This is a genomic window from Tolypothrix sp. VBCCA 56010, from assembly GCF_050875635.1.
In the GTDB taxonomy this organism is placed as follows: Bacteria; Cyanobacteriota; Cyanobacteriia; order Cyanobacteriales; family Nostocaceae; genus Hassallia.
This window is the reverse complement of sequence record NZ_JBPAOH010000099.1, coordinates 1-23,612: the sequence shown is the minus strand read 5'-3', so window position 1 is coordinate 23,612 and position 23,612 is coordinate 1. Positions and strand designations below refer to the sequence as shown.

Below are 23,612 nucleotides of genomic sequence, written 5' to 3'. Positions count from 1 at the left end.
CTATAGCAGTATCAGGGAATTGGATACGCCAATACCTCTGAAAAACAAATACAGACAGCAATTAGCGCAAAACGTCAAGACGTTATCCCTCAGGGGTTGCAACGCTTAGAAGTATCTTAAAACCATTTATTCGACGCAATATCTGTTGTGCGGTTGCTTTATGTTTGCAATCGCAATAACTGCGTGTGTCTGAACCATGAAAAATCAATAGCTGACGAGTTTGACCCTGGCAGGTGAGTCTGTGGGGTAGCTGGACGAGCAGAAACCCCTCGGTTTCCAACAACCAATTATCCAACATCGGGAGATACGGTTATGCGGTTGTTATTAACTGAGTGAGGCAAAACATGACTAACCGAAACAAATCACAAAAACTACTTAACGCTTACACCGGTGACACGAATACCGACTGCGGAACTTTTGAAAATTACGCTGAGGCAAAAGACTTTTTGAAAGATAGACCTGACGTTGAAAAACAACATGTGCCAGTTCCTATCGACTTTGACAATAATGCTTACAAGTATTTTTCTTTGAAATAAAAGCCAAGGTTCGACTGATTAGACGCTCGATAGGTTTAATTGTCGCGGCAGCCAACAAATATAAAGCCGTCTCATAAGGACGGGTTTCAGACCCAAGGAGTTTCGATGAATCTTGTAAGTCAACAAGTCAAAGAATTAACAGTTTATCGACCATCTAAACAAGAGATTTTGTTGGACGCAATTCAACAGGCGATCGCGGAATTGTTTGATGCAGCAGAAAGCGCAGAAAACAGTAACGAAGTAGATACTTATCTGCGCGTTGCGCGACCACTAACTGATGCTTTGGTAGCCTGTGCCCGGATACAAGATGGAGTGTAGAAGCGGGTAACATCTGCAAATGCATTTAAAGCGATCGCGCATCCGAACAAGGCTGGATTTCTTCCAAGGGGTAGCTGTAACGGGGTGGTATTTTGCTCTGTCCAAAGACCCCTACGAAGGTTAACACCCTAGTATTGCGTCGGTATAGCCGACGAACAGACAAATTTTTATTTTGTCCAAAGCTCAAAATCTAAGGTATTTGATAGTGTCCATAAGAATGGATAGGTCAAATTCCCAAATCCATAAATACTACATAGCCCGATTCTTTAGATTTACGGAAGGCATGTAAATTAATCACACACTTTAGTAACAATACGAGGTGAAAGTGGCAACAAAAGAATATTTAAGTAAGTATCGACAATTAAAAGAGGCTTATGAACGTATTATTGGTAAGTCAATTGCTGACGTAACTTGGTACAGAGTCGTTGGAAATTTAAAGCGATATTTTGGCTTCGAGGTTGAAGCTTCTAGCGCTTTATTGATTGTTGAAAGTTTCGCAGATTTAAAGAGACGATATGGAGCTTTTTCTTTCAACAATCCAGACTTTAACGAGCGATGGGCAACGTTTAAGCACTTTTACGATAGAGAAAATATTGAGTACACCTGCAAGCAGTTCCTAATGTTGTTGGCGGAACACTTAAAGATTGATTTGCAAGACGTGCCACGCTCTACTCGCTACTACTGGTTTGAGAGAGCCGGCATTAAATACCAAGCTGACGAATATCGCCGCAGCAAAGACCTGGCATTAGTTGCTTTTGTCGCTACCAATTGGGCTATTGCCAAACGAACGGCAACCATGAAATCCGCCAATCCAGAAGACAACAAATTAGTGGCATAAGGAGCAAACTATGTCTAATAAGTTTACTAATAACGTTCGCACTCGGTTGTACAAGCAAGGCTATCAGGGATTCACAAAGGAGGAATTTACTCTTGCTGCGATTGCTGCCGAGTGCGAAGACCTTAATAACCCGACTAAGGAACAATTAACTCACGCTGTCAATTACCTCATTGAAAAGCAATCAAGTAAACTTTCAGTTACCGTAACGTCACCAGAACTAGAGATAGAGCCACCACTAGATAAGGAAGTTATTGAGGATTCAAAACTTGCCACCATTCCACAATCTCAGGTAGGCGAGATGGTTACAACCAAGGCGGCAGAGTTGGGGATGGTATTAAGCGAGAAGCAGGTTTGCGATATAGCAGATAGCGTTGACAATTCCGCCTCAACCTTCGATGAAATCTTGGAACAAGTTGAGGCGGCGTTGCTAGCTTATGCGGATCACTCAGCAAACCAGATTGATGCACGAATTGACCAAACTTTGACAAGAGTGCAAAAGCGTGTGGTTGACCGGCACGAACAGAGCAGAGACAAGCTTGCTCAGGGGTTAACAGGTATCAGTGCGGCGCTGGAGGAAAGCCGAACCCAAACTAAAAGCCAACTCTCAGGCATCCTCTCAAGACTTAAAGCGGGTTAAAAGCCAAGACCTAACACTTCTCCAGTGTTTGCTATTTCGTTTGGGGAGACTGGGTTATTTTTCAAGAATTGCTTTTAGTTTGAGCGCGGTTGCAGGGTTAATTTTACCTCTGCATTACTGGGTGTATCTGCCAACTAATGAATATTTCAACTACCAGCAATATCTAAAGCGGAAGCAAATCACAGAGCAGTATGTCAAGCGAATGGAATACCAATGCAACGTAATTTTGACTGAGGACAAAAAGTATGGCTGTCACAAATTCAATGAAGCTAAAAAATCTGGTAACTTCCAAATCCAGGAATTTAGAAAGGCAACTCAAAGGTAAATTCAATGCATCTACCAACTTGGTAGTGAGAGCATTATCAGGTGATAAATCAGCGTTAAAGCTGATAGGGCAAATGGGTAACGACGGAGCAAGAATAAGTGAGTTTGCTCCACAAGTTAAAGACCAAATGTTGGCTGCGATTAAAGGCACTGAAGACTTGAATCAGGTTCTCAGTGACATTTACAAGCAAGCTGGTGTTAGTGGCGAGAAGATTGAGAGAGCGGTGCAGTCAGCAACTTTAGCTGATACTCATTTAGCTAATGTTCTTGAGGAAATGAGGCTTGATTTCACCTCAGCCAAAGACAAAGAAGTTTTGCGCCATCAACAAGCAACAGACCACCTCAAACTAAAAGCTTGGGTGGATAAGCACATGATGGAGGTTGATGGGGAATACAAGATGCTGCAAGCCGAATTGCAAACCGATATCAAGCAACGCACTATCGACTTACAGCACGACCGAGAGTTGGGTAAATATTATCTCGAAACTGGTGATAACGCTGTTGATGAATTCAAGCCTAAAAAACAATATGCAGGACGCTCAATAGTCCAAAGGATTAAGGACACTCTGTTAGGGTTCTAAAGTTAAAGCCCGTTAGTAAACTTTGGGCGGTTGCTAACGGGCTAACAGTCAATTATTCAATTTACTATGACATACGAGATTGACGAGGGTCAAGAAGAAGTAAACAGCGTTGTTGCACCAGATACACCATTACCAAAGGACTTATTAGAACATTTAGAATCACGTAAAAAACAGCGTAAAGAGGTTATTGATACAACCGAGAAGTTGTCTAGATTTTTTGTTGGCTGGTCGCTAAATTCTACAGGTTTTTTTATAGCTAAGTTTCTATTACTTGCTGGCGGTGGTGTTAATTACTGGCTTGCAGTTTCGCTTTGCTTTTCTGTGTGTAGCGTTGGCTCTTTTGCAGGGCTAACAGGCTTTCGAGTTAATTACAACAGCGATGGATTAGAGGTAGATAACATGCAGAACATTTTCAAAAGTGCGGCTGGGCTAGTAACTGCCGGAACTGTTACTTGGTTAGCAACAAAAGACTATCAATACTTTGAAGGGCTAACTAGAGAGACGGCGGCACAAATCAACCAAGATATTCAAACTATTGAAAAACAATATCCGCAAGCAGACCCTTGGCTTGGTATTGGGCTTATGGTCTTTTTCTTGGCTGCGGCACTAGGAATTATTTTCAAAGGAGGTAGTAGAAATTGAAACGCAACGTTATTGAGTTGATTGCTGCGGGTGTTTTCGGGGTAGCTGCGATCGCAGGCTTTACCACATCTCAAAGCAGGCAACCTTACGACCTTACGCAGATCGAGTTCTGTCCAGTGTCAAAATCCCAAAAAGGACAACTTTACCTTGATAGGACTTATTGCAACCATCGTCACTATGTCCTAACCGAGGCGTGGCTGCGCTATGGGGGATACGACAGTGTTATCCCCTACAAAGGTAATGCGATTCAATGGGTGCGTGACTTGCCCACAGATAACCCCTCACAGTTAACGAGTAACGCCGTCGCCGTTATTGGACTTTGGGGTGTAGCGGGTTGTTTCACCATGCGATCGCAACGACTTAAGCGCAAAGATTATGAGTATAGCGAGGCTGAAAAAACGCATGGTTACAACGTTTGGCTGATTGACGCGCATCGCAGGGAAATTAAGCAACACTCAACCGGGTTAAACACCGAACGCCTCAAAGACGGACTAACCGCGATGGATATGGAGGAACGCAAAACACTGGGACTAACCGATGAAGAAAATGAAAATGCCAAAGCGCGGATTCAGTTTGAAGACTTTATAAAAGCCCGTGCTGTTAACCACTCGGCTCAAGATAAAACTATAGCATATAATCTTCTAGCCAAAGCAAAAGCTGACAAGGAACGAGCCAAGACGGAAGGTAAAGTCAAAGAAACTGAACAGGCAGCGATCGCAACAGCTAGTAACTTCACTTTGCCTGATGACTACAAATGGATTTACAAGCTATTGAAGCTTCCTTTTAGGGTATTGAGCGGTGAACAAGGAAGTGGGAAATCAACCTTAGAGCGCTTGATGATTCGCCTCCTAAAAGATGAAGGTTATCACATAGTTGTCATTAATCCAGAGACTAATCCTGCTGTCTGGTCAGGCGTTGAGGTTTTGGTTGAAGAGCAAGAAATAAATAATTTTATGGAAGCTTTCCCCGAATCAATTAGAGCGCGGCAACGTCGAGCTAGAGAGCAAAAAATTGATGAAGATGACTTCCTAGATACTCTAAGCTCGGAGCTTGGATTAAATGGGCGCGTGGCTATCTTTTTAATGGAAAGCAACACTTATGAGGTACATGGTGTTAACCCCGATTTATTAGCAGCTTTCCTTAAACAGTCTCTCACTAATATCAGAAAATGGGGCTACACAGTTTGTATGACTGCTCATAGCGACAATCAGACAAGTGTTAGCAGTGCTTTGTCGGGCTTTTCTAAATTACTAGATTCTCAGCCAAGGGTGGACTGTATTGCGATCGCAGACCCAGAAACTAACGAGGCGGTTTCTAGCGGCAAAGGACTCCTCAAGATGAAAGGTGTTAAAGACCCTGATCCGATAGAGGTTCCACTCTACAACTATCCAAAAACCAAACGATTTTAATTAAGTTAACGTATTACTTAATTATTTGACAAATCAAATTATCAACCTCAACAAACACATGAACAACACATCAAAAAATACTTCAACTAGAAATCAGTCGGTTCACCCTGACGATGCAATTGCGATACTTCTACTTGCTGTACAAAAAATAAACCCAACTCTCACCGCATTTGAATCAAGTCAAATTACCACCAAGCTGATTTCACAATTGGCTCTGACAATAAATTCCGAAATTATCAACAATTACTTACAAGCCATTCATTACGGGCAACAAGATATATTTTCTGCACCCATCACAAGAGAATATCCTCAAGGAGTCGAACTTCCTAATTTATTAAATATCTCACCACCTAATTATTCTATTGGAAGTAAAGTTCGTTTAACTCCGATTGATGGCGCTACAGAGTGGGGGACATTAATTGGATATTATTTGTGTTATGCGTCACACCGTTGTAAGTGGCAGTGGAAATATATTTTATTTTTGGATTTTGATTCGCCCAGCGCAGATTGGGTAAAAACTACTTTCGCTTGGCAAGACGAAATTGAATGCGAATTGGGGGAGAAATAATGACTAATTATAAATTGCCTCGTGATTTAAGTTTCCAGCAGTTCGCTAGATTATCAGCATTTATTTACGCTACTCCACTTTTAGATCATCAAGATTTTATAGCGAAGTGGAATGTAAACCGTAGACTAATTGCCGAAATTTGTAGAGTTGATATCCGCACGGTTAATGGTTGGTTTAGCCAAGGTCGGTTTCACCAATCGCCTCAGAACTATCATAAATGGTATTTAACATTCGCCGATTTAATTTTAGAGCGGTTTGATGAACTGCCAGATTTCTTGCAAGCTCTGCTTTGCCCTGACGATGAGCCATAAATTATACGGCATGTTGTTGAGAAAATAAATGAGGAATTATCATTTATTTTTTCAACAACAAGAATTAGGCTGGTTGTGATTATTTCATCAATCGTCATTAATTTATGAGCCTATCTTCGTTTTTGGAACAAAAAGATGTTTTAGCAAGGTTTCAGTCAGAATTTCCTCTACCTAATTTCAAGGCACAAATAAAGCCAGATAGAAGAGTGCAACGCATAGCTAAAAATCCTCAATTGGTCGGGACAGCCTTTGATTATTTACTGCGATTTTATATTAAATATTTAAATCCTCACGCGACTGAGCGGGAGCAATGGGTTGCCGAAACCGCCGTATATCGCTTAAAAGAATCGAATTTTAATCATTTATACGAGCAAGCTTGTTTAATCGTCAACCAAGCAAAGGAAAATTATGCAGCATTCCAAAAAACTGGACAGTTTACAGACGACTTACTTGAATCTACCTTGCTACTGGGAAAATTAGATCCATTTGTAAGACGCAGAGTAATCGACGAAAATCTACAATCTATCAACTCGTTAGACATTAAAGATTTAAGGAATTTGATAAATACAGTTGACCCGGAAATCTTCAGATATCCGGGAATAATTATTCTGAATCCTAGCTGGGGAAAGGCTTCTAGGTTGGTAGGGGGAGCCGATGGAGATTTGATTTTTGGTGATTTACTCGTCGATATTAAGACGATAAAAGATTTTACTCTGGAACGTAAAACTTTTAATCAGTTAATGGGCTACTATACTTTGTCAGTGCTAAGTCGAATAGAAGATCCATCAGCCAACGAGCTAAACCGCTTGGGTATATACTTTTCGCGTTTTGGGTTTATTTATGAATTTCATGTTAATGAGGTTGTTAATCCCCAAACTTTTCCAGATTTTGTAAAATGGTTTTTGAAGAGGGCATTGTCTGGCAGCCCTGTTACATAAGCTCAATTCGCCCCAAAATCTCTAACTGTGCAGATGCAATCCGCTTTCTCTCCTCACCTCGTCGGTCATAGCGTGCAGTTATTGCAGGATTTGAATGTCCGGCTAAACTCTGCACCGTGGCAATATCCACTCCAGCATTTAATAAGTCAGAAACGAATGTACGCCGCATATCATGGGGTGAAAAATGTTCTAAACCAACTTCCTTACAACGCTTTTGCAAAATAAATAATATCGCCTGGGGTGTGAGTCGCTGCAACACCACCCGACCGGACTTATTAACCTGACATAGTAACGCTCCAGATGCGGAAGTTCTAATTTCTAGCCAATCATTAACCAGAGCGATCGCCCCCGACGATAAATAAACTGTCCGGTCAACCCGACCTTTACCAGACCTAATTTTTATTTCTCCATCATTATTAAAGTCCTTTAAGTCGAGTTTTACTACCTCAGCCCGACGCAAGCCGGCACCGCGAAGGATAGCGATTAGTGCAGCATCTCTAAATCCGGCAGGGGTGCGATCGCTAAAGCAAACCCTCATCAATGAGTCAATTTCATCCTGGCTTAATGCCCGTCCCCTCAATTCCTTACTAGCTTTCACGCTAGTGATATCAACTGCACGCGCATAGTCAACAGGTGATATCAATTCAAGTCTTAACGCTTCCTTGAGAACACGCCGTAATGCACATAATACGCGGTTAACTGTCGCGGGTTCATAATTTTTAATGAGAGCTGCACGAATAGCGGCGGTATGTTTATAGCGCAGCGCTGCCCAATCCAATGTTAAATAATCAGCCTCGCCATTAGTTAGTAGTTGGGCAACTAAAGAGAGACTTCGCTTCATCGTCGGCTCTGACCCAGTCGCAAGTGAAGAAAGGTAAACACAGGCTGGGTGTTCGGTCAGTGGAGGCGGGATTGTCATCACCAGCGATTGAGCAGTGGTTTGAGACATCGCTTATCAGAACTGAACTTCTAGGAAAACATATTCTGCACAGTAGTATTTCAATAAGTAATCCGCAATCGTGCTGACTCCTTACTTTTGCACTCAGTATATGGAAGAAAAGCGATGTCCACACCTGTTTATATACCAGCGTGTAGACAGCTGAATGTAGAAAGATGCTTATATACCTTGGTGTAGACGTGTCGGTTCGCGGACAAAGTGAAAATTGTCGCAGACTAATTGAAAATATTCGCGGACTAATTGAAAATTATGTTTGTGTAACCCTGATTCTGTCGTAATAAATGGCGATCGCTCTCTAGTTGAGTATTACACCAAAGCCTTATCCGTTATGAATTTTGCGCCCTTTATCCCCAATTTGGTAGAAAATTTCAATTAGTCCGCGAATTTGGCAGGAATTTTTCATATACTGAGCGATAAATTTTCATTTAGTCTGCGACATAAAGAGCTAGAACCCTTATAATTTCGTTAAAAATTTTTCAATTAGTCTGCGAACCGACAAGACGGTTGATAGTGCCCTACGTCGGGGATTAAAAGGGGCAGTTTAAATAGCGCTGACACCACTTGAAGCGATCGCTCGTCATCTCCACCCGCCGAGATGCTGCTGCTGGGTGGCTCCTCTCTTCTTCTGAAATAAAGGGATTTACACCACATTTATATAATTTAGTCAATACTATAACTGTTAATAAATTTTACGAAATTCCAAGAATCTAATTCTGAGAATCTAATTCTAAGAATCTGCAATATTAGGATTTTTGTTGATGAGATTTTGTCACCTACAGGATTATACCTGAGACATAAATAATTTAACTATTATCCTACCTTTAGATAGAGGATTTTTTATTTTAAATGCTTACTAATCGCTATTACTACTACAAATATTTAAACTGACAGTTTGTCATCTATCTAAAAACAGAAGTTTAATTTAGATAGACAAAAATGAGAATTGTGCAAAATTTGATTAATAGTAAGTAAACTTTACTACCATCATTGTAGAGTATGAAGTATAAGAAAAGAATAAAGAGTCAATTTAGCTGCTAACTACATTGACTCTTTATTTAGAATTCTTCTTTCTTGCGCCGGAGCCTGACAAGCAAATACGCAAGAAGTAATTCGTGCTGTTGTACTTTGAAATTCCCCTAAAGGAGGGGTAGATTTTCTATGTCTAAGTCTAATTTTAGACCAATTTTTGCTGTAGTAACACTCTTTGCAGGAATAACAATACTTGCAATGTCTAGTTGTGGAGGTTCGATAGACTTCAAACTATTCCCTCTTGAGTTCCATCTCAACAAGAATAGCTGTAGCATTCTACCTGAGCAAGCTCAGAAATAAGCAGTTTAAAGGGCGGGTATAGCGTACCTACCTGCCCTATTTATCCCAATAAAGCGATCACCCCCGGCGAAGGGGAGCGCACAAAACCCCGCATACGTAAAAAGTGAAAAGCTAGTTTCTTTCGAGGGCTGGGGAGCGATCGCACTCAAGGCAACTTTTCCTGTTTGAATTTTTTATGGGCGATCACTTTGTCTTATCTATTTAAAGTTTAAACAACTCTAAAAACTCCTCAACAGCTGCGAGGCTTTATTTTCCCGCTACCGGGAAAAACGAGAATTTTATTGGCGGTACTGGTGATTGATAGCAGTCACATGGCAGAGAAGCCGTTGATTGGGACGCGATGCCCTGTAGAATGGCAGCAGAAAGTTAGAAATATCGCCCAGTTTACAGAAATGAAGGAGGCGGATTGAGCATTATAACTAGGATTGGTAGAATTTTATAGTAATTTTTTGGCGTTGCGTATGTGCTGATATTTGTGCATTTAAATATGCGGTTTAGTTAATTTAGTTCCACACTTAGTACAAAAGTTGGAACTTGCTGGATTATTATGACTACAATTGGTGCAGACAATGTGATTTGGAATTGGAGTAGAGGTTTCTACTGGAATTGCTTGAAATTGCGCTAGATTTTTTTGAGTATAAGACTTTGCAAAGTGTTGGCGTAGCAAGTCATGAATAAAGCGATAGCCACCACCTACTCGTTGTAGAAATAGGCGATTAGTGGAGTAGTTGAGGAACTTAGCATAATTCCAGGGAGCGTAACCATTAGACCAGAGAATTATACGTAAAAAAAAGTGTTTAATAGCAGGTGTTCCACTCCTAGGTATTCCAATAAGTAATCCAAAAAATAATCCTAACACTAGACCATTTAAGGATTTCCTTAAACTAATATTATGATTTATAATTATTTGGAATATAAAGATTAATAATGTAACTAGCAAAGAAGTTGCTGCTACTATAATTATAGTATTACTAACTGATTGGCGAATGCCTTGATTAGGAATAGCTTTATTTTCTACTTCTAACCCATCAATTCCAGAAAAAAGTCCCAAAATCAGTCCTGTAAACATCCCTAAAATCAGCCCATAAAATCCCGCTGAAAATACCCCCATAATTAGCCCATAAATCAGCCGTAAAAAAAGATCGAGGAACAGCCCATAATTAAAAAACTCGCTCGTAGATATCCCTAGAAAAAAGCCAAGAATCCCCCCCAAAAAAAGCCCAAAAAAAAGCCCATAATTCAGCCCATTACTCAGCCCATTTAAAAACTTATTACGAGAATATTTTAAAGTTTCAACTGCCTGAATTTTCTCTCCAATCAGCCCAGAAATCAGCCCAGAAATCAGCCCAGAAATCAGCCCAGAAGTCAGCCCATAAATTAGTCCAGAAGTCAGCCCTGAAGTCAACCAAAAAATCAGTCCAGAAATCAGCGCAAAAATCAGTCCAGAAATTAACCCATAAATCAACATTTTACTATTTTTTTTAAGACGATTAGTTAGGTTAATCTTCATCTCTCCAATCAGCACAAAAATCAACCTAGAAAATACCCTCATAATTAGCCCAAAAATTAACGTTTTACTAATTTTTTGAAAACGATTAGTTAGGTGATTTTTTTTATTTTCAATTTGATTTTCTATCAGCCAATAAATCCCCCCTGAAAACCCTCCTGAAAAAACCCCTGAAATCAGTTCATAAATCCGCCCCTTCCAAAATAAAGAATTATGAATCAGCCCTGAAATCAGCATTCCTATGACTGCCCATACAATCAAATTATAAATATTTTTTTGAAATTTATTCTTTAGCCAATTGGGCTGAATTCTTTCAATCAAAAACTCAGTTGCACTTTCTTCAATCAACTGCTGTGCCAAATAACCTAACCAACGTTTAGTTTTTTCCTGATTAGGTTGTTTATCCTTATAAGGACGTTTTAACATCCGGTAAATATAAGCATCAAATAGATAACTTAAACGCTCCTCAGAAGACTTAAACTCTTGCCATATTTGTATTGAAATTTCTTGAGCAGAGAGGACAATAATATTTAACAAAAGTGGTGTTTTGGCTAATTGACTTAAATCAGCATCATGACTAATACTGTCCCATAATTGTAAGTTATTTGTATTTTGCAAATATTGATAAACTTGTTGAGGAGTGAAAGGAAATAATTCGAGACAACTATTTAACTGTAATAAAGTTGTATAATTTTGATATTCTTGAATGCGACTACAAACAACTACAGGATTAATCCAATTTCTCGGATGTAGGAAATCATTAATTTTGATAACATTTTTTTCTTGACGTTCTGCCGCTAGTTCATCTAGACCATCCAGAAGAGGTATGATTTGTTGATTATCAACCCACAGTTTTCCAATATCCTTCCGCATTCCATATTTGTCTTTTAACTGGTCTACTAGCCAATCCTTAATACTTTGTTGATCGTTTTTCCAAGAAGATAAAGAAAATAACACAGGTATGGGATGTGCGGAGTCATTTTTAGCACGGGTTACTAACTCCTCAGCTAATTTAAGAAGCATGGTTGTTTTTCCTGCTCCTGGTTGTCCTAAAATTAATAATCTTCCTGCAACTTCTGATTGGTTAAAAATGTTAACAATGTCTGTATTATTTAATCTAATTTTAGGTTGGGAACCAATTTTAATTTCACTTGACCAAGGTAATTCAATTTGTTCAGGGTTTTGCTCTGCATCTAGAACAATATAAACTCGGTTGTGGAGAGAACTGTTTATTCGGCTTTCAACTTCCAAACTAACCCGTTTTAACAAAGCCTGTCGAATACGAGAATGCTTTGCCGATGTTAATGCTTCACTACTACCTTGGCGTGCAAAAAGTACAAAGTTATTATTTAAGAAATTATTCCTTCCTCGGACAGAGTTACCCTCAATATAATCACCAGAGTTGTTATAATTACCTGAAATATTCCCTTGTATATGACCGCCTTGAATGCGTTTATTATCATTGCCATTGCCTATATTACCGTGATTTTCTTGCTCTTTATTTTCTGTCATAATCTCATCTAAGTGAAGTTATTTAACAACAAAGAAAGTAAATGACCGCATTGAACATCAAATAAAATGCATTTTGGCTTAATTAGCTTTAGTTTTCTGCCAATCTTCCAAAGCGCCAATGACAAAGCTAGCTGCGGGATGACTCAGAAATTGCTCAAAAGCTGCAACACTACCTGTTTTTAATGCACTAAGTATCCGTTCTGCTAAAGTATGATTATTTTCAATCAGCTTAATAGTTTCGTTTGCTATTTGCACTTTTCCAGAAAAGGTATCTGTAGAGTAAGTCTTGTCCAACTGTTCTAGTAATTTCTGAATTTCAGCAGCAGATTCAGCAAGGTTCTGTTTTTCAGTTGTATTGTTGTAATTTCCCTCAATATAATTGCCAGAATTATTATAAGTGCCAGAAAAATTCCCTTGTATATAACCACCTTGAATGCGCTTATTATCGTTGTTATCACCACTCATCTTTGCTTTTTGCTCCTTTGAATTAATAGAAAATAAAGTTTTAGAAATATTTCGACTTTTAATAGCAGGGATTAAATCACCAAGAATATTATTGAGGTTAATATTGTTACAACCAAATTTAAAAGCCTCTGCATAAGTTCTACCAGCACCAATAGCGTCATAAAATCCGACTGAGAACTTAATAGCAGTGTTATCTGGAATAGCACGTTCCATACCGATAACGCAATCAATATACTGATAAATAGCTGATGCTTGAGTTTCGGAGTAGCAGGCGTTGAGCAAAATACACTCAATTTTGTCTTTAAATAACTTAAATAATTCTGTAAGTGCTTTTGTACTAACTAGTTGTACTTGCCCAAAGTCATCCTCCAGAACGATGCCACTAGGTTGTGAATGTACGCGGACAGCTTCACGTTGATAAGTTTGTTCCTGATTATTATTCAACGAAGCATTTTCAGTTCCAACACCATGCCCAGAGAAATGTACAATTTGTGGTTCTTCGTCTAACAAAGCACGACGTAAATCATTAATCCTCACAGCCCCTTTGGTGATGAGTTGAAACTCTTGTCTACTTCTGGAACGTTCCAATGCCGATTGAATTTCCCGCACTTCCTCATCCAGACGAAGCTTACTTATATTTACAGGATTAGCTGATAATATCAAAATTTTCTTCTTCATATTCTTTTGAGAGAAAGGTGTCGGACATTTTGGTGGTTGTTTGTGTCTGCTTGTAGATATGTCTACACTATAGCTATTTTTTTGGTATCTTTTATTCCGCAATGGGGCGTTTCCCATATTTAACAAACAAATCATTCAGTGCCTCAACAACTAAATCTTGAACACTCGTATTTTCGTCCAACGCGATTTGCTTTAATTGCTTAGAAGTTTCTTGGCTCACAAATGCACCCAGCGCTTTCTTCCCCTGGCGAGAAGGTGGTCTTGCTGATTTACTATTGTTTGCTGGTTGTTCTTTTCGCACGGGTGCGGGTTTCGGCTTGTCCGCTGAAGCTGCTTGTTGGAGTTTATTTGCTCTTTGGGATACTTTATTTTCTGTCGCCATGTCTACATGTCTACTTGTTTACTCTGATTATTTTAGCTTTTTTAGCTGCTTTTCAACCCACTTGTATAATTGGCTTATCTCATCGGCTGCTTTGCCTCGTGGCTCATATTCCAATACTCCTTGCCCCTCAACTAAAGAACGCTTAAAGGCAATTCGAGAGTAGATTCTAATCGGGCATAAGGGAAACTCGAAATCTTTTAAAGCCTGGGCTGATTCCTCTCCTACTGTTCCTGAAGTTGGGACGGAGGTTAGTACAAATGTTGCGGTTTTTTTCGCTAATTTAATTAAATCAATTGTATTTTTTAAAGCCTTTATATCGAATAAAGAAGGGCAGCAGGGAATCAATATCAAGTCTGCGGCTTTTGCTGCATTCAGTACCGTAGCCTCTGCACGAGGGGCAGTATCCAAGATTAACAAATCAAACCCCTCTTCTTCTGCCGTTTCTAAAACATTATTTAGGCGCGACGCTGGTGTTGCGATTATTGCTGGTGTTTCCGCTTCCCTCAAATCTCCCCACTCTGAACTACTGGCTTGTGGATCTAGATCAATAATCGCCACTACCTTATTTTTTAATGCGGCGGCAACGCCCAAATTGATACTGAGGGTCGTTTTGCTCACGCCACCTTTCTCTGAGATTATCGCTATTGTCTTCATGTCTACACGTCTACTTTTTACAATAATTATGGCTACAAGTATAGCTATACTCCCAGGTCGATGAAGTGCGATCGCCCAAATAAAACACGCGCCCCCTCCTTCAACTTTTCCCGGTTCCGGGAAAAATTTTAAGTGCTTACTGCATTTATAGCGGGAGCTATCGCTCTTGATCCACGCCCCGGAAGATGAACATTCCGAAATATCAGAGGTTTAAAGGATAAAAATAGCCAAAAATGTAGCTATAGCTTTTTTAGACTCTTAATGTCTCTGGGAGACTTCCAGTAAATGTCGCAGACAAAGTAAATCAATTAAGGCGAGTGAGCGCGAACGCACCCCCACCACAATGAATAGACAGCAAGACTGTGTAATATTACACGGTCTTTTTTAAAACTTGCTCAAAACATACAAATGCTCAGAAGCGCGACTTCCGCCAACGCACAGAAGCTGATTTCTTAGCTTTGGTTCTCGACAGCCAAATACAGAAGCTAGATCCAGGAATACTTGCTTGAACGTACCGCCTTGGGATTGGTGAATTGTTTGGCAGTAGGCGTATTGGAGTCGATTCATTAGCGATCGCCCAGCTACCAAGTTAAGCTTTTCAAGGAAAGCATAGAACTCAATCCATTGATGTTTTCTTACTTCTGACGGAAGCTCTAGAATTTCCTTCTTCCAATTACTAACAAAATTCTTAGCACGCTCCCACGAGTCAGGATGAACCATAGGTAGGGTTGTTTCCATGCCTAAGTCGGTTTCAACATCCAAATAATAGCAGTCAATTTTTTCTTGACCCATTCGTGCGGTTCCTGAACGGACTTCTTTTACCGTACATTCAGCGCAAGATTGCATAAAAATAAACTTCCGCCTTGGGTCGTCTAATCGCACGCAAATCCCGTCTGAATTAAAGTACGTATCACCTTGACCTAAAAATATTGGCTCCTTCGCGACCAGTTGCTCCCCCTTGACAAAGGGTTCATCTTCACCGACCCCCATGATGTTTTCACGCACCATGCTGTTAATTGCTGATGCCCGTTGATTAGTCCAGGTCAGTGATCGCACTGCAAATGAGTCGTCTTCTTCCGCGCATTGAAAAGCGAGAATTAATCTAGACTCCCATTCTTCTTTCTGGCATTTGGTAATATTGCCTTCTGTTTTTGGGCGAGGCGGGAACTGTGCTTGTAAGTCTTGGCGGATAGCAGTTACCCAATTAGCGATCGCTCCCTCGTATCGCATCACTTGGGTTAGCTCGTAGCCAGCCGCTATCTGAAATACTGGGGACTCTGGCTCGTTTATCGGCGGCAGCTGCGCGGGGTCGCCCATAAACAAAGTTGGAGTTTCTTTCTCTTCTATCAGAGCCATAAGTTCAGAATCGACCATTGAGGCTTCGTCAACTACTACTAAACCAAAGTCACTAAAAAAAGGTTCTCTACTCCATTCGTTAGCCTTCAGCTTCTGGCGACCAAGAGCGTCATATTCTCCCGGCATTACATGCAATAAACTGTGCAAGGTAGTAATATACACGTTTTGCAAATTGTACTCTTGTGCCATTCTTCTTAACACATGCACCGCTTTGTGGGTAGGGGCACAGATAGCAATTTTGCCTATTGGCTGCAAGGCTTTGATAATTCGTTGGGCGCAGAAGGTTTTACCAGTTCCGGCATACCCGCGCAAAACGAAGGGGCTTGAGGGGTCTTTAAACCAGGCGATGCAAGCGTCAAAAGCTTCTTTCTGTTGTGCTGATAGCTCGGCAAATAGCTCACTTTTCAAATTCGTTAAAAGCATATATTTACGTTGGTTAATTAATTCCTAACCAAGTTAACACTACCTATCACCCCATAGCTTTACTGTTGCTTTTCTTCAAGTGTTAGTAGTCAAAACACAAATAAGATTGAATTGATACTCCCACCCATCAGTCAAATCCTTAATCATTTCCCAATCCATCACCGCGATCGCCGTAAAAATTCCCGCCGACGGGAAATATTAATTTTTGGCTTTTGATTTATTCAAATCACAGCCAAAAACGGCAACGACAGCGCGTGCGCTGCAAATTGATTATGAAACGTTTCAGAAATTGGCAGATTGAAAATAGCCAAAAATGCAGCTTTTACTTTCTTAGACTTCTATCATCTCCCGTAGAATTCCAAAAAGTCGCATTTACTTCCAAGCAAATTAGCCACACTGAATGCGAAGGCGCTAAATTTCAACTATTTCTCGTCGGCGGGAAAAATTAGCTTTGAATTAATAAGGCGTAATCTCAGCCAATTAAAAAGCATTCCCCCTCACATGTGCGAAGAGTTCATCTTCTGCGGTCGTGACGACAATATTTCCAGACGTTACATCCCAACCCGTCATCTCGCCAGCAAAAATCACGTCACCCGAAAGTAATCGCACCTCCGGCAACCAAGATAATTACTGATGTCGCAGCCGTCGTTCTCGAACTGTAGGAGCGAAATTGGCTCTTTTAGTGTGCCGTTACTGGCAGTGTCGCTTGGGGGCTGTAACTGTGTAACCGCTCGTAACTCTGGTTCGGTTACACCCTTAAAGGCTTGAGTTGCCTCAATTTTTTCATTTGAAATTTAAAAGCCTCAAACCCTTTCTGAACCGTATTAAATTGCTGCACCAAAAAAATCTATAGGTTAATTGGTACTTTGAGAATTACAAAAAATGTTGATTGTTAGAATGCTTACCTAGTAAGATTTTCAGCCTTAGCTTAACTCTCTGTACGATTGCTCATTTACCCCCGTCCGCTACTGCTGTGCCAATTGACCTTTTATAAACCGGACGTATACGGCAAAGCGTTAATTTAGTAGTTGATTTTACAGAGGACAAAACTAGCTTACTTAAATTAAGCTCTATTAGACCATCAAAAAGCTGGTTGAATGAAAGAACTACAGCCTAAGCTACTGCATCTCCAATCAAAAACTTTAATTGATTTACCATCAAAATTTTATACGCTCAGTATTGGCAAGCTTGGGTCTGAGTCTACTCCCGATATTGATCTTGCTGATTTCCCTGGTTACAAGTAGCAATAATTACTGGCATTGGAATATTGGCTTTAATGATTGTTACTGCTGCCTACGATCATTGGCGAGTAAGCCTTGGATAGTGTGTTAGATTCAAGCCCCATGATAACCAAAAAGTTTTATACGGAAATGACTGTTGGAAATAATCAAAATGCGTTTTATATTTATTGACTTGCCAATGCTATTACTTAAGTGGCTGCTGACGGTCTTAGTTTTTTGTACTCCCATTTTAGGATTCTGGCTAGCCTCATCACTAATCGCTTATAGTAATGGACCAATTTTACTTTCAGTATTTTCAGGAGTGCTGTTATTTCCCTTGTTACCAATAATTTGGGAACTAAAAGCGAATATAGGTCAACAGAAATCTCGGATTTTAACTTGGGGAGACAGACTCATCCTTCGGACTCTTGCGTTGAACCTGATTTTCATCACTTGCTTACTAGCTCTGCGTCCTCAAACTGCATTTATAGCTCTTTCCACTCGTGGAGATTGGATGTTGCAAAATATGCGGGGTGTGGAAGTTGAGTTTGTTCGTAAGGTGTTGTTTAAAACAGCGAATTCCCTTGAGTGGCTATATTTAGCTGTAAATAACAACCCTTATGAACAGTACGCCAAAAATACAAAAAATCAGATACCAGCTCCTCAACCTCAAACAATATCCCAAGGATCTTTACCAAATAATTCAGCTACACAGCATTCTGGGTTATGGCCTTGGAAAGACGGCACTCTCCATCCCGCAGTCGCCAATATGCCTGCTGATATGGAAATTAGTATTGAATCAGTAGCTCACTACATCGCTCAACAAGAACCAGACCCCTACCTTCGTATCAAAGCATTACATGACTACGTGGCTGATCGAATTGCCTATGATGCCCCAGCTTATTTTAACCATGACTTTCCACCTCAAGATGCCCAAACTGTTTTTCAAACCCGTAAGGCTGTTTGTGCTGGGTATGCGAAATTGTTAACGGCTTTAGGTGAGGCTATTGGTGAAGAGATTGTTTACGTGGTGGGCAAGTCTCGTAGTCAGATTAGCGACCTCAGCGGTGGTAGTCATGCCTGGAATGCTGCCAAGATTAAAGGACAGTGGTATCTGATTGATGCTACTTGGGATAGTGGAGACGTTAATTCATCTTCATCTGGATTTACGAAGCATTACCGCACCGACTACCTATTCGCACCGCCAGAAGTGCTGATAATTAACCACTTCCCTGATGAGCCAGCTTGGCAACTTCTAGCAACGCCGCTAGAACGTGGTGAATTTCTGCGACAACCCATGATGCAACCTAAATTTTTTGCTGAGGGACTAAAATTAATTTCCCCAAGCCGCTCTCAAACAGATGTTCGTGACACAGCTGTTATTCAAATTGAAAATCCAAATCAGCGCTGGCTGATAGCTAGCTATGCTAAAAAAGGAGAGCAACATTCCACAAACTGTAGTAAACAGACTACCCCGGCAACACAAGTATCCTGTCCCCTTTCTAATACCGGAACTTATGAAGTTAACTTATTTAGTTCTAATCAACGGTACGGTAAATATGGCTATGTAGGGCAATTGGAATTTAATAAACAGTAGACGTTTTAAATTGACTCACCTGCTTTTAGGCAGAGCGTAATTTATTCAGCAGCCTTTCCCGGCATCGGGAATAACTTCTAGTTTTTATTATCGATAATTTTGCCCCAAAATAGCCAAAAAAGGTGGCTTTAACTTTCTTAGACTTTTAATAACTCCCGCAGAGCGTTGGAAACTCGCATTTACTTCTAAATGATTTAAATGCGATCTCCCTAAATTTGAATTTTTCCCGCCGACGGGAAAAATATCACCCCCTACTGTACATTAACTAATTATTTGTCCATTTAACAAAATATTGTCGCAAAACAGTTAAGTAGCTAAAAGCCTGACTTAACAAAGGTTATGGCAGATTTTTGACTCTTCTCAATTCTCACAACGTTATTTTGCCTGGATTAACAAATTAGATGTCCAACTTCGGAAATTTCAATTAAATATCATTTCACAAAAACCGGGAGGTCTGCTATCGTGACACACAATCTGTTAACAGTGACAAATAATTAGTTAATGTACAGAATTCCAAATTGCTCAAAGCGATGAAACTTATCAAGAATTAAACACACGAATATATAAACGTAAGTTCGATAAATATATCTCAGATGAAGACCGACAAGATTTTTTAGATGTAGTTAAAAAATACAGTCAATTTATAGAAATTAAATCTCAAATAAACATCTGTAGAGACCCAGACGACAACAAATTTTTATAACTTGCTTTCATATGCCAACGCAGAGTTTTTAATCACAGGAGATCAAGACCTTTTATCACTCAAGACCCTAGCCGAATATCAAAACCAGATTATTACTCCCAGAGACTTTCTAGCCATTGATTAATTCACAATTTATACTTAATTATGTTTATACTGCACACGTCATGCACACGGAAGATAAATATGAGAGTCTCAACAGTGAACATTCATGATTAGCACTTGACACATTGGCAGCGATCGCCCATATTCGATTCGTTACCGTTTTTTGGCTCGGTTTTTTCTGACCACGCGCCACCAAAACTAAATATTACCCCTCAAGATAATCTGCGATCGCTGCGGTCATCGGATATTGCCCTGTTAAATTGATTTAACATCGCTTCTGCTACTTCTGGTTCTTTTTTAACAGTTGCTAACTTTTCCCGTACATCACGGGGCGTGAGTTTCTACCCACAATGACATACCTGTGCGGCGGATTGCGGCTAATAACCCCATATTTGTTAAGACAGCAATCATGAAAACCAACTTGGTCTTGTCCACCGTAGCCGAGATATCCATCCCGAAGTTCCAACTTCTCTGGGGTAAATTCTACATATTGGTCAAAAGTAATACTAGCAGGTTCAAGCCTGGGTTGCGGGAGTTCTGGTTTATCGTTTGTCATGATAAATGCAAGCTGCAAGCTGTTTATAAGTTTTTGGATCGCGCATCAGCAGTAATTAATCAAAAGCAAAATTTTCACGTATTGATATTATATCTACTGCAATTAAAACTGCATTTTTTGCAGTAATTTTGATGTTTCTTCAATCAAACCCCTTAGTAGCTTGGCTTTGGTAAGTCCGGTATATTCACAAAGCTCCTCTAATTTATCGTAGGTTTCTGGATCTAAATCAATAGTGATGCGAGTTATTTTTTCAGGCTTTTGCGTTTTTAACTTATCCAGTAAATTCGGTTCTTTGGATAATGCATCGCGTTTGTGTGGTTGTGTATTTTCAGCTTTTTGTAATTGTTTTTTTTGTTTTGGTTTGGTTGTTGGCTGCGACAACTCTTCGTCAGATTTTACTTGTGAATACAAGTCTGAAAGAGAACGCCTGGTTTTTTTGATGTTCATCTTGCCAACCTCAAAATTTCTGCAAATAATTTCTGATAATCAGATGCAGCTTCTTGCGTTCCCTTCATACTCCACACGGTTTCTCCTTGGAGGAAGGCATCAGCGATCGCTTGTCGTTGATAAATTATTTGTTTAAATGCAACAGCGGGTTCTAGCTGGGTGATAACTTCTTGAGCCTCCTTCAACAGTTTTGTGTTTTTAACTGCCTTGTTGATAACGACCCCTGCTTTTGGTAAACCGCCTCGCGCCATTTGAGTTTGCTTGACAATTCGCACTGCGGCTGCTGCTGACATCAAATCAAGCCCGCTGGGGGTGATTGGAATTACTGCAAAAAATGCAGTAAGTAAAACACACCTGGTCGCCTCTCCTAAGCTACCGGGACAGTCTACAACTAGATATTCGCATTGCTTTTCTAGCTCTGGAATTTCTTCCGCTAATTGGTCGGGGTCGGTGATGCGATGGCATTTGATATCCATTTCTAACGCCTCCAACCATGCAGAGGTGCTAGCTTGGCTATCGGCATCAACTACTGCCACCGAGCGCTTCTTAATCGCTAACAACCAATAAATAAAATGCAAGGCTAGCGTAGACTTCCCGACGCCACCCTTTAAGTTGGTAAAACAAATTACTGCCATTTTTACTGCATTTTTCTACTGCAATTACACTATAGCCGATGGTGCATCATCTGTACAAGAATGCAGTAAATTTCCCGCTACCGGGAAAAATCAGCGCCTTCCCCTCATCACTGCTTTAAGTGCCAAGGGATTAAAGTCTAAAATCTTTCCATCTGTAAATAATTGATATCCGGCTGAACAACACGAAGCTGTAATCAAAAATGTTAAAAGGCTAATCGGAGCCAAAATTATAGTTCCGGTAGCAATTGCCAGTGCTACTCCTACGGCTATCAAAACCCATCCGAAAATCCGAATTTGTCCCCCATAAATCAATATTAATATTCCAATAATGCTTGGAATAATAAGAGGGGCATTAAGGAAACCACCGATGGCAATATTAGCTGCTAAAAAACAGAGTCCCCCAATCATCATGACTAAACCCAGTAACTTAGTAATAAGCGTTATTGGAATTTCAGCTTCTGTGGTAGCAGCAGACGTAATTTTTGTTGGGGCAGTATTGTTTGTAGAATTTGTTGCTTGGGGAGTAGCAGCATTTTGTTGCTTCACCCGAAACATAAAAGTTATTTTGTCTCCCTGACCCAGTGAAATTGTGTCTCCTGAATTTAAAGTCCAGAAAATTTTCGGCTGCAATTTTACGCCATTTACAAAAGTGCCGTTAGAACTTCCCATATCGGTAATGTGGTATTCATCATTATTTATCCAAATCTGGGCGTGATTTCTGCTGACAATATCTGAATTTGGTAAAACAGAAACATCAATGTCTATCGGTTTTTCGCCATCTGGCTTGCCAATGATAAAAATAGAACGATTTGCCAAGAGCGCAAACACTCTGTTGGTTTGGATATGTAGTAGTTCTAACGATGCACTCATAAATTAATTTTTATTAAATCTTTTTTCCAGACTCTCCTACCCAACCCCAAAAATGTCAGGGTGAAAATCCTGAATCCAGATTCAACATGCATGTGGAGTTAAATCCGTATGCTGACGGAGGAATATTTTAATTAAAAGTGCGATAAGCGAATTGTGTGCAGTTTCCCTTTCGACGGTAATTACTTCACGTCCACTTATTTACAAAGATTCTAGCTATCAGTATAGCTACAATTAAAAACTATACGCCTTGCCTCACAGGTCGCAGTGTGTGTGTTCTGCGCTATTTGAACACGCGGACAAGGAAGTCTCGTCATTTCCCTTTCGCCGAGAAAATAAACGATTTAAATTAATTCATCGTGCTGACCAACGCGAACGACCAAGGGATATCATCAATATCTAATTCATCTACTAGATAAGTAATTTCTGGATAATTAAAACCTTAAGCTCTATACATAGAAGCTACGTACCAATTATTTTTGTTTTGCCCGAAAGTGAGAGTGCGTTTGCCCGTTGCTTAATCAAAAGTTTGTTTCTTCAATTGTTGCCAGGGCAAGTATCTTATTGACCTTATTGTGAAACTGAAGGATCTGCTTCAAGTCTTTGTGATGGTTGTCGTACTTCCCACAAGCATTGCTTTTGATTCGGTTGATTGTAATTAATTGCCATAGTGAAAGTACGCCGAGTCACAACGTTATTGCCGAAATACACAACAGCCTTAGTATAGTTTCTTTGGGCAAGCGCTGTCCATTGCAAGGCATTGTTTGCACTAGGCTGATCCGGAGCAAAGCGCATTTTATAACGAACCTGTTGTTCATTGTCTTCGGGAGTAACAGATAACAGTCCTTGAACAATGTCTGCCGCTCGCTCTAACAAATCGGCGGATATAAAGCTGCAACTATTATTGTTGTCTCCTTTAACTAATGCTAATTTGGGACGGTCAAATGAAGACTCTACTCGCTGGGCTTGGACTTTATTATCAAAGAAGAAGATTAAAGAAATAGATACTATCAAATAAATAGCCTTTTTCATGATTGCAAATATTTGTTTGTATAACTTATTCTTAACAGCATAAACATTGTTGTTGACCGCAAACGTCTACCAATAGAATTGGTAAAG

Annotated in this window: 24 protein-coding genes; 13 read left to right on the top strand and 11 right to left on the bottom strand. The window is 40.0% G+C overall.

Features of this window, described 5'->3' with window-relative positions; genetic code table 11:
- The first annotated feature begins 344 nt into the window (after nucleotides 1–344).
- From AABK37_RS27100 to AABK37_RS27055, 10 genes are all read left to right on the top strand, one after another.
- Nucleotides 345–536: a hypothetical protein gene (locus AABK37_RS27100; RefSeq protein WP_432554605.1), complete on the top strand. Its 192-nt coding sequence runs from the start codon at nucleotides 345–347 to the stop codon at nucleotides 534–536.
- 105 nt (nucleotides 537–641) lie between these two features.
- Nucleotides 642–854 carry a hypothetical protein gene (locus tag AABK37_RS27095; RefSeq protein WP_432554604.1) on the top strand — a complete coding sequence of 71 codons (213 nt, stop codon included), beginning with the start codon at nucleotides 642–644 and terminating at the stop codon, nucleotides 852–854.
- Between the two features lie 325 nt (nucleotides 855–1,179).
- Nucleotides 1,180–1,692: a hypothetical protein gene (locus tag AABK37_RS27090; RefSeq protein ID WP_432554603.1), complete on the top strand. Its 513-nt coding sequence runs from the start codon at nucleotides 1,180–1,182 to the stop codon at nucleotides 1,690–1,692.
- A 10-nt stretch (nucleotides 1,693–1,702) separates the two neighbouring features.
- Nucleotides 1,703–2,329: a hypothetical protein gene (locus AABK37_RS27085; RefSeq protein ID WP_432554602.1), complete on the top strand. Its 627-nt coding sequence runs from the start codon at nucleotides 1,703–1,705 to the stop codon at nucleotides 2,327–2,329.
- A gap of 245 nt (nucleotides 2,330–2,574) precedes the next feature.
- On the top strand, nucleotides 2,575–3,234 hold the full coding sequence (locus AABK37_RS27080) for a hypothetical protein (protein ID WP_432554601.1): 660 nt from the start codon (nucleotides 2,575–2,577) through the stop codon (nucleotides 3,232–3,234).
- A 66-nt stretch (nucleotides 3,235–3,300) separates the two neighbouring features.
- Nucleotides 3,301–3,876 carry a hypothetical protein gene (locus tag AABK37_RS27075; RefSeq protein WP_432554600.1) on the top strand — a complete coding sequence of 192 codons (576 nt, stop codon included), beginning with the start codon at nucleotides 3,301–3,303 and terminating at the stop codon, nucleotides 3,874–3,876.
- On the top strand, nucleotides 3,873–5,285 hold the full coding sequence (locus tag AABK37_RS27070) for an ATP-binding protein (RefSeq protein WP_432554599.1): 1,413 nt from the start codon (nucleotides 3,873–3,875) through the stop codon (nucleotides 5,283–5,285). Before AABK37_RS27075 ends, AABK37_RS27070 begins: the two co-directional genes overlap by 4 nt.
- A 58-nt stretch (nucleotides 5,286–5,343) precedes the next feature.
- Complete coding sequence (locus tag AABK37_RS27065; RefSeq protein ID WP_432554598.1) at nucleotides 5,344–5,853, top strand: hypothetical protein; 510 nt, start codon at nucleotides 5,344–5,346, stop codon at nucleotides 5,851–5,853.
- On the top strand, nucleotides 5,853–6,164 hold the full coding sequence (locus AABK37_RS27060; protein ID WP_432554597.1) for a hypothetical protein: 312 nt from the start codon (nucleotides 5,853–5,855) through the stop codon (nucleotides 6,162–6,164). Before AABK37_RS27065 ends, AABK37_RS27060 begins: the two co-directional genes overlap by 1 nt.
- Nucleotides 6,165–6,268: 104 nt before the next feature.
- Nucleotides 6,269–7,102 (top strand): hypothetical protein, encoded by an 834-nt coding sequence (locus AABK37_RS27055; protein WP_432554596.1) that lies wholly within the window; start codon nucleotides 6,269–6,271, stop codon nucleotides 7,100–7,102.
- Here the strand turns inward: AABK37_RS27055 and AABK37_RS27050 are convergent.
- From AABK37_RS27050 to AABK37_RS27025, 6 genes are all read right to left on the bottom strand, one after another.
- The gene (locus AABK37_RS27050; RefSeq protein WP_432554595.1) at nucleotides 7,095–8,051 is read right to left on the bottom strand and encodes a tyrosine-type recombinase/integrase; all 957 of its coding nucleotides are present in this window, start codon (nucleotides 8,049–8,051) and stop codon (nucleotides 7,095–7,097) included. The genes AABK37_RS27055 and AABK37_RS27050 overlap by 8 nt on opposite strands.
- A gap of 1,819 nt (nucleotides 8,052–9,870) precedes the next feature.
- Complete coding sequence (locus AABK37_RS27045) at nucleotides 9,871–12,408, bottom strand: NACHT domain-containing protein (protein ID WP_432554594.1); 2,538 nt, start codon at nucleotides 12,406–12,408, stop codon at nucleotides 9,871–9,873.
- A gap of 78 nt (nucleotides 12,409–12,486) precedes the next feature.
- Complete coding sequence (locus tag AABK37_RS27040) at nucleotides 12,487–13,551, bottom strand: CHAT domain-containing protein (RefSeq protein WP_432554593.1); 1,065 nt, start codon at nucleotides 13,549–13,551, stop codon at nucleotides 12,487–12,489.
- A gap of 91 nt (nucleotides 13,552–13,642) precedes the next feature.
- Complete coding sequence (locus AABK37_RS27035; RefSeq protein WP_432554592.1) at nucleotides 13,643–13,933, bottom strand: ribbon-helix-helix domain-containing protein; 291 nt, start codon at nucleotides 13,931–13,933, stop codon at nucleotides 13,643–13,645.
- A gap of 27 nt (nucleotides 13,934–13,960) precedes the next feature.
- Nucleotides 13,961–14,587 (bottom strand): ParA family partition ATPase, encoded by a 627-nt coding sequence (gene parA / locus AABK37_RS27030; protein WP_432554591.1) that lies wholly within the window; start codon nucleotides 14,585–14,587, stop codon nucleotides 13,961–13,963.
- Nucleotides 14,588–14,971: 384 nt separating this feature from the next.
- Nucleotides 14,972–16,366 (bottom strand): ATP-dependent DNA helicase, encoded by a 1,395-nt coding sequence (locus AABK37_RS27025; RefSeq protein ID WP_432554590.1) that lies wholly within the window; start codon nucleotides 16,364–16,366, stop codon nucleotides 14,972–14,974.
- Between the two features lie 1,392 nt (nucleotides 16,367–17,758).
- Between AABK37_RS27025 and AABK37_RS27020 the strand changes: the two genes are divergently transcribed.
- From AABK37_RS27020 to AABK37_RS27010, 3 genes are all read left to right on the top strand, one after another.
- Entirely contained in the window at nucleotides 17,759–19,183 is a 1,425-nt protein-coding gene (locus AABK37_RS27020) for a transglutaminase domain-containing protein (protein ID WP_432554589.1), read from the top strand.
- A gap of 517 nt (nucleotides 19,184–19,700) precedes the next feature.
- On the top strand, nucleotides 19,701–19,886 hold the full coding sequence (locus tag AABK37_RS27015) for a putative toxin-antitoxin system toxin component, PIN family (RefSeq protein ID WP_432554611.1): 186 nt from the start codon (nucleotides 19,701–19,703) through the stop codon (nucleotides 19,884–19,886).
- 219 nt (nucleotides 19,887–20,105) lie between these two features.
- A complete protein-coding gene (locus tag AABK37_RS27010) occupies nucleotides 20,106–20,252 on the top strand; it encodes a hypothetical protein (RefSeq protein WP_432554588.1) in 147 nt (48 codons plus the stop codon).
- Nucleotides 20,253–20,295: 43 nt separating this feature from the next.
- Here the strand turns inward: AABK37_RS27010 and AABK37_RS27005 are convergent, their stop codons facing one another.
- From AABK37_RS27005 to AABK37_RS26985, 5 genes are all read right to left on the bottom strand, one after another.
- Nucleotides 20,296–20,544 carry a hypothetical protein gene (locus AABK37_RS27005; RefSeq protein WP_432554587.1) on the bottom strand — a complete coding sequence of 83 codons (249 nt, stop codon included), beginning with the start codon at nucleotides 20,542–20,544 and terminating at the stop codon, nucleotides 20,296–20,298.
- 102 nt (nucleotides 20,545–20,646) lie between these two features.
- Nucleotides 20,647–20,991, bottom strand: coding sequence for a ribbon-helix-helix protein, CopG family (locus AABK37_RS27000; RefSeq protein WP_432554586.1), 345 nt, complete (start codon nucleotides 20,989–20,991; stop codon nucleotides 20,647–20,649).
- The gene (locus tag AABK37_RS26995) at nucleotides 20,988–21,626 is read right to left on the bottom strand and encodes an AAA family ATPase (protein WP_432554585.1); all 639 of its coding nucleotides are present in this window, start codon (nucleotides 21,624–21,626) and stop codon (nucleotides 20,988–20,990) included. Before AABK37_RS26995 ends, AABK37_RS27000 begins: the two co-directional genes overlap by 4 nt.
- Nucleotides 21,627–21,716: 90 nt before the next feature.
- On the bottom strand, nucleotides 21,717–22,496 hold the full coding sequence (locus AABK37_RS26990; RefSeq protein WP_432554584.1) for an FHA domain-containing protein: 780 nt from the start codon (nucleotides 22,494–22,496) through the stop codon (nucleotides 21,717–21,719).
- Nucleotides 22,497–23,063: 567 nt separating this feature from the next.
- Nucleotides 23,064–23,525, bottom strand: coding sequence for a hypothetical protein (locus AABK37_RS26985; RefSeq protein ID WP_432554583.1), 462 nt, complete (start codon nucleotides 23,523–23,525; stop codon nucleotides 23,064–23,066).
- Between the last annotated feature and the right edge of the window lie 87 nt (nucleotides 23,526–23,612).

Excerpts from the sequence above, each read along its gene's own strand:
- AABK37_RS27100 (WP_432554605.1), top strand. The coding sequence starts at position 345 with ATGACTAACCGAAACAAATCACAAAAACTACTTAACGCTTACACCGGT.
- AABK37_RS27095 (WP_432554604.1), top strand. The coding sequence starts at position 642 with ATGAATCTTGTAAGTCAACAAGTCAAAGAATTAACAGTTTATCGACCA.
- AABK37_RS27085 (WP_432554602.1), top strand. The coding sequence starts at position 1,703 with ATGTCTAATAAGTTTACTAATAACGTTCGCACTCGGTTGTACAAGCAA.
- AABK37_RS27080 (WP_432554601.1), top strand. The coding sequence starts at position 2,575 with ATGGCTGTCACAAATTCAATGAAGCTAAAAAATCTGGTAACTTCCAAA.
- AABK37_RS27075 (WP_432554600.1), top strand. The coding sequence starts at position 3,301 with ATGACATACGAGATTGACGAGGGTCAAGAAGAAGTAAACAGCGTTGTT.
- AABK37_RS27065 (WP_432554598.1), top strand. The coding sequence starts at position 5,344 with ATGAACAACACATCAAAAAATACTTCAACTAGAAATCAGTCGGTTCAC.
- AABK37_RS27060 (WP_432554597.1), top strand. The coding sequence starts at position 5,853 with ATGACTAATTATAAATTGCCTCGTGATTTAAGTTTCCAGCAGTTCGCT.
- AABK37_RS27055 (WP_432554596.1), top strand. The coding sequence starts at position 6,269 with ATGAGCCTATCTTCGTTTTTGGAACAAAAAGATGTTTTAGCAAGGTTT.
- AABK37_RS27050 (WP_432554595.1), bottom strand. The coding sequence starts at position 8,051 with ATGTCTCAAACCACTGCTCAATCGCTGGTGATGACAATCCCGCCTCCA.
- AABK37_RS27045 (WP_432554594.1), bottom strand. The coding sequence starts at position 12,408 with ATGACAGAAAATAAAGAGCAAGAAAATCACGGTAATATAGGCAATGGC.
- AABK37_RS27040 (WP_432554593.1), bottom strand. The coding sequence starts at position 13,551 with ATGAAGAAGAAAATTTTGATATTATCAGCTAATCCTGTAAATATAAGT.
- AABK37_RS27035 (WP_432554592.1), bottom strand. The coding sequence starts at position 13,933 with ATGGCGACAGAAAATAAAGTATCCCAAAGAGCAAATAAACTCCAACAA.
- parA (WP_432554591.1), bottom strand. The coding sequence starts at position 14,587 with ATGAAGACAATAGCGATAATCTCAGAGAAAGGTGGCGTGAGCAAAACG.
- AABK37_RS27025 (WP_432554590.1), bottom strand. The coding sequence starts at position 16,366 with ATGCTTTTAACGAATTTGAAAAGTGAGCTATTTGCCGAGCTATCAGCA.
- AABK37_RS27020 (WP_432554589.1), top strand. The coding sequence starts at position 17,759 with ATGCGTTTTATATTTATTGACTTGCCAATGCTATTACTTAAGTGGCTG.
- AABK37_RS27005 (WP_432554587.1), bottom strand. The coding sequence starts at position 20,544 with ATGACAAACGATAAACCAGAACTCCCGCAACCCAGGCTTGAACCTGCT.
- AABK37_RS27000 (WP_432554586.1), bottom strand. The coding sequence starts at position 20,991 with ATGAACATCAAAAAAACCAGGCGTTCTCTTTCAGACTTGTATTCACAA.
- AABK37_RS26995 (WP_432554585.1), bottom strand. The coding sequence starts at position 21,626 with ATGGCAGTAATTTGTTTTACCAACTTAAAGGGTGGCGTCGGGAAGTCT.
- AABK37_RS26990 (WP_432554584.1), bottom strand. The coding sequence starts at position 22,496 with ATGAGTGCATCGTTAGAACTACTACATATCCAAACCAACAGAGTGTTT.
- AABK37_RS26985 (WP_432554583.1), bottom strand. The coding sequence starts at position 23,525 with ATGAAAAAGGCTATTTATTTGATAGTATCTATTTCTTTAATCTTCTTC.